Origin of the sequence: Methanocrinis sp., from assembly GCF_049974945.1 — an archaeon.
GTDB lineage: Archaea > Halobacteriota > Methanosarcinia > Methanotrichales > Methanotrichaceae > Methanocrinis.
Genome location: NZ_JBNGCU010000127.1, coordinates 1 through 3,923, shown reverse-complemented (window position 1 = coordinate 3,923; position 3,923 = coordinate 1). Strand labels below are relative to the sequence as shown.

General features: G+C 61.9%; 5 protein-coding genes. 2 read left to right on the top strand and 3 right to left on the bottom strand.

Features of this window, described 5'->3' with window-relative positions; genetic code table 11:
- Positions 1-91 precede the first annotated feature (91 nt).
- Both ACP5EL_RS09485 and ACP5EL_RS09480 read left to right on the top strand, forming a co-directional pair.
- Entirely contained in the window at positions 92-613 is a 522-nt protein-coding gene (locus ACP5EL_RS09485; RefSeq protein ID WP_428402269.1) for a YeeE/YedE thiosulfate transporter family protein, read from the top strand.
- A gap of 15 nt (positions 614-628) precedes the next feature.
- Complete coding sequence (locus ACP5EL_RS09480; protein ID WP_428402270.1) at positions 629-1,186, top strand: YeeE/YedE thiosulfate transporter family protein; 558 nt, start codon at positions 629-631, stop codon at positions 1,184-1,186.
- 29 nt (positions 1,187-1,215) lie between these two features.
- On the opposite strand, the gene msrA is transcribed toward ACP5EL_RS09480, so the two are convergent.
- The 3 genes from msrA to ACP5EL_RS09465 are packed head-to-tail and all read right to left on the bottom strand — an operon-like array spanning position 1,216 to position 3,722.
- On the bottom strand, positions 1,216-1,704 hold the full coding sequence (gene msrA / locus ACP5EL_RS09475) for a peptide-methionine (S)-S-oxide reductase MsrA (protein ID WP_428402268.1): 489 nt from the start codon (positions 1,702-1,704) through the stop codon (positions 1,216-1,218).
- Between the two features lie 50 nt (positions 1,705-1,754).
- Positions 1,755-2,330 carry a nitroreductase family protein gene (locus tag ACP5EL_RS09470; RefSeq protein ID WP_428402267.1) on the bottom strand — a complete coding sequence of 192 codons (576 nt, stop codon included), beginning with the start codon at positions 2,328-2,330 and terminating at the stop codon, positions 1,755-1,757.
- Between the two features lie 24 nt (positions 2,331-2,354).
- Positions 2,355-3,722 (bottom strand): MBL fold metallo-hydrolase, encoded by a 1,368-nt coding sequence (locus ACP5EL_RS09465; protein ID WP_428402266.1) that lies wholly within the window; start codon positions 3,720-3,722, stop codon positions 2,355-2,357.
- Positions 3,723-3,923: the final 201 nt, after the last annotated feature.

The window sequence follows — 3,923 nt, the reverse complement described above, 5'->3', positions numbered from 1 at the left end:
AACATAAAATGATGATATTAAGAGGTGGGTCTGGTCGACATATTATGGAGATCGACAAACTCCCTTTTTAGAGATACTTTGAGGAGATTCCATGCTGGATTATCTGAAGATGGATCTATGGTCCCCCTACCTGGTGGGGGGTGGGATAGGGGCGTTGAATATCCTCGCCGTCCTCCTCTCCGACAGGCCGATCGGCTGTTCCACCGCCTACAGCAGGACGAGCGGGATTATCGAGAGGCTCTTTCGCGGATCGAAGGTCCGGGACAAGGCCTACTATCGGAAGTTTGAGCCGGTCGTCGACTGGGAGGTGATGCTGGTGGCGGGGATCATCCTCGGGGCGTTCCTCTCGGCCAGCCTGTCGGGAGAGTTTCGGGCAGAGACGGTCCCGGCTCTCTGGAGGGAAAGGTTCGGCCCCGACCCCTTCCTTCGGATCGCAGCCGCCTTCGTCGGGGGCGCCCTCCTGGGCCTGGGCGCCCGGTGGGCCGGAGGCTGCACCAGCGGCCACGGGATCAGCGGGACGGCCCAGCTAGCCGCAAGCTCCTGGCTGGCGGTGATCTGCTTCTTCGTCGGCGGGGTGGCTACGGCGATGATCCTCTTCGGGGCACGGGTCTGAGGTGATGAAGAAATGATGCTCGAAAATCTTCGCTCAAACCACCGGGCCCAGCTGGTCATCGGCCTGCTGATAGGGATCGTCTTCGGCTTTCTCCTCCAGAAAGGGGGCGTGACGCGGTACGAGGTCATCGTCGGCCAGCTCCTCCTCACAGACTTCACCGTCTTCAAGGTGATGGCCTCGGCGGTGATCACGGGGATGATCGGCGTTTACCTCCTTCGTAGCCTGGGGCTCGCAAGCCTCCACCCGAAATCCGGCTCCTTGGGCTCTTCGGCCCTGGGCGGGCTCGTCTTCGGCGCGGGCTTCGGCCTCCTCGGCTACTGCCCGGGAACCATAGCAGGAGCCGCGGGCCAGGGGTCGGTCGACGCCCTGGTTGGTGGGTTTTGTGGTGTCCTCCTGGGGGCCGGCCTCTTCGCCGCAATTTACCCGAGGCTGGAAGAGGAGGTGCTGAGGAGAGGCGAGTTCGGGGACGCGACGTTTCCCGAGATTCTCGGGGTGAACTCTTGGCTGGTAGTGGTCCCGGCAGTTTTGATCCTCTTTGTATTTCTATTGTGGATCGAAGAGATGGGGCTCTGAGGCTCTGGCAGCCGACGGAGGCTGCCCCGTCACCAGAGCCTGCACCCTCTCGGCCCGTGCTTCTCGAAGTACCTCTGGTGGTACTCCTCGGCCCGATAAAACTCGGAGGCGGAAACGATCTCGGTGACCATCTCTCCCCTATAGAGGCCCGACCTCTGGAGCTGCTCCATCTTGGCCCGGGCCGCCGCCTCCTGCTGGGGGCTGTGGTAGAAGACCGCCGAGCGGTACTGGCTCCCGACGTCCGGCCCCTGCCGGTTCCTGGTGGTGGGATCGTGGATCGACCAGAAGAGGTCGAGAAGCTCCTCGTAAGAGACGACCCCCGGATCGTAGATCACCTCCACCGCCTCGGCGTGGCCGGTCCGGCCGGTGCAGACCTCCTCGTAGGTCGGATCTTCGGTGGTGCCGCCGGTGTATCCCACCGAGGTGGAGACGACGCCATCCACCTCCCGAAACGCCGCCTCTACGCCCCAGAAGCAGCCGGCCGCGAAGGTTGCCTTCTCGGTCTTGCGACCCAGCATGATTGGGGCATCTCGAGAATCCGTATCTGTCAACGCCGTCCGTCCCCCTTCTATTTCACCCATCTCAAGACCACATCCTCATCTCGCGAGGTGGGCTCATGATCCGACTCGGCGGGATGTCCAAAGATGAGGGGCGCCACCAGCTTGTAGCCATCCCAGGCCCCGACCTCTTTCAGAAAATCTTCGTCCTCGCCGAGGGGGACGGCAAGCCCTATCCAGCAGCTTCCTATACCGAGGGACCAGGCCGAAAGCATCATGTTCTCGGCCGCCAGGGCGCAGTCGATCTCTGGAGCGAAGGCGTCGAGACGGCCGAAGATCATGACCAGAACTGGGGCATCGTAGAATATGTTGAACTCTGGGTCTGAGACCATCCCGATCAAACCTTGAGCCTCCGGCCCCTCTGAGCCCTGGTATTGCTTGAGCCAGAGCTCTTTTGCCCTGCTGGAGTATCTGGCGATGAGGTCTCTGTTCTTTACGATCACAAACCTCCAAGGCTGCTCGTTGGTAGCGCTTGGAGCCCGGACCCCGGCCTTGATCAGATCCAGAATCTCCTCGTCAGAGACGTCGTCTTCGAGGTATTTCCTGATCGACCTGCGGCCATATATATTTCTGAATATATCGTTCATCAGATAGCCTCCATGCCCATGCCTCTACCTCACCAGGGGACAGGCGACCGAGGACCAGCCGGCGATGCCTCCGAGGATCACGGTCACGTTATCCCACCCCTCCCTCTGGAGGATCGAGGCGGCCACCATGGAGCGAAGGCCGCTTCCGCAGAAGATGTAGACGGGCCGGTCCTTCGGAACCTCCTCGATCCGCTGGGGGAGCTGGGTTATGTGGATGTGATGGGCGCCGGTGATCCTCCCCGAGGACTCCAGCTCGTCATCGCTTCGGACGTCCAGGATCCACGCCTTCCCCCTCCCCTCTCGGTCGAGACGGGTGCAGAGGTCGTGGACGTCGGCGGTGGCGATGGACCTGCTCTCTTTTCCGGCCATGTGCCAGGCTACCATCCCTCCGGCCAGGTATCCCGCCAGGTCGTCGTAGCCGATCCGCCGGAGCCGGCGGACCGCCGTATCCGGGTCCGCGGTCTCAGCCACCAGGAGGACCTTTTTGTGGTAGGGCAAAAACCAGCCCGCGAAGCTGGGAACCCCATCTAGCCAGATGCTGAGGGCTCCGGGAACGTGGGCCGCCCCAAATCCAAGCTCCATCCTGGTGTCGAGGACGGCGTTCTCCTCGGTCATCGCCGCAAACTCCCTCGGGGAGAGGGGCGCAGGGTCGGGGACGGTGCTGAGGAGGGGCGCGCCGGTCAGGTTGAGCCGCTCCATCTCCCTGAAGTAGGGCGGGCGCTCCAGCTCCACCGCCATCCTCTCTACAAACTCCTCCTCTCCTGCGACCTGGAGCTTGGGATTCAGTTTTCGCTCCATCCCCAGGGTGGTCCACTTCCGGTCGGCTATGGAGGCGGCACAGACCGATCCCGCCCCGTGGGCGGGACAGGCGATCACCTCGTCACCCAGGGGGAGGAGCCGCTTGAAGACCGAGTCGTAGAGCAGTCTTGCCATCTCCTCGGCCCTCTCCATACCCAGGAGGTCGACCCTTCCCACGTCCCCGGCGAAGAGGGCGTCTCCGGTGAAGACGACCCAAGGATCGCCCCCAGCGTCCCCGAGGAGGTAGCTCATCGAGCCCGGGGTGTGGCCGGGGGTGGAGATGGCCTCGATCTCGAACCTTCCGACCTTAACGACCGTCCCGTCCTCGATCGCCTCTCCGTATCTGTAGCCGAGCTGGCCGTCGGCGTGCAAGATCTCTGCACCCGTTCTGGTGGAGAGCTCCACCGAGCCCACGACGTAGTCCTCGTTTCGATGGGTCTCAAGGACGGCGGTGATCCGCATCCCCTCCGCCGACGCCATCTTAGAATAGACCTCGCAGTCCCTCCGGGGATCGATCACCACCGCCTCGCCTCTGTCCCCCACGATGTAGGAGTAGTGGGCGAGCCCCTCAGATTCAACTCTTTCAAACAGCATAAAACTCAGCTCCGACCTCGATAGCTCAGCATTTCAGCGTTTAAATCCACAGTATTTTTAGGATGGGACCCTATATGAAACCTGTTCTATAAGGCTCTGATCTACTCGACTGCGGCAAAGGACGAATTCTTACTTGGATCAGTATAATAGACGAATGGCCGATGGGTGAGATGGAGGCGGAGCTGATGAAAGGCCACGTCT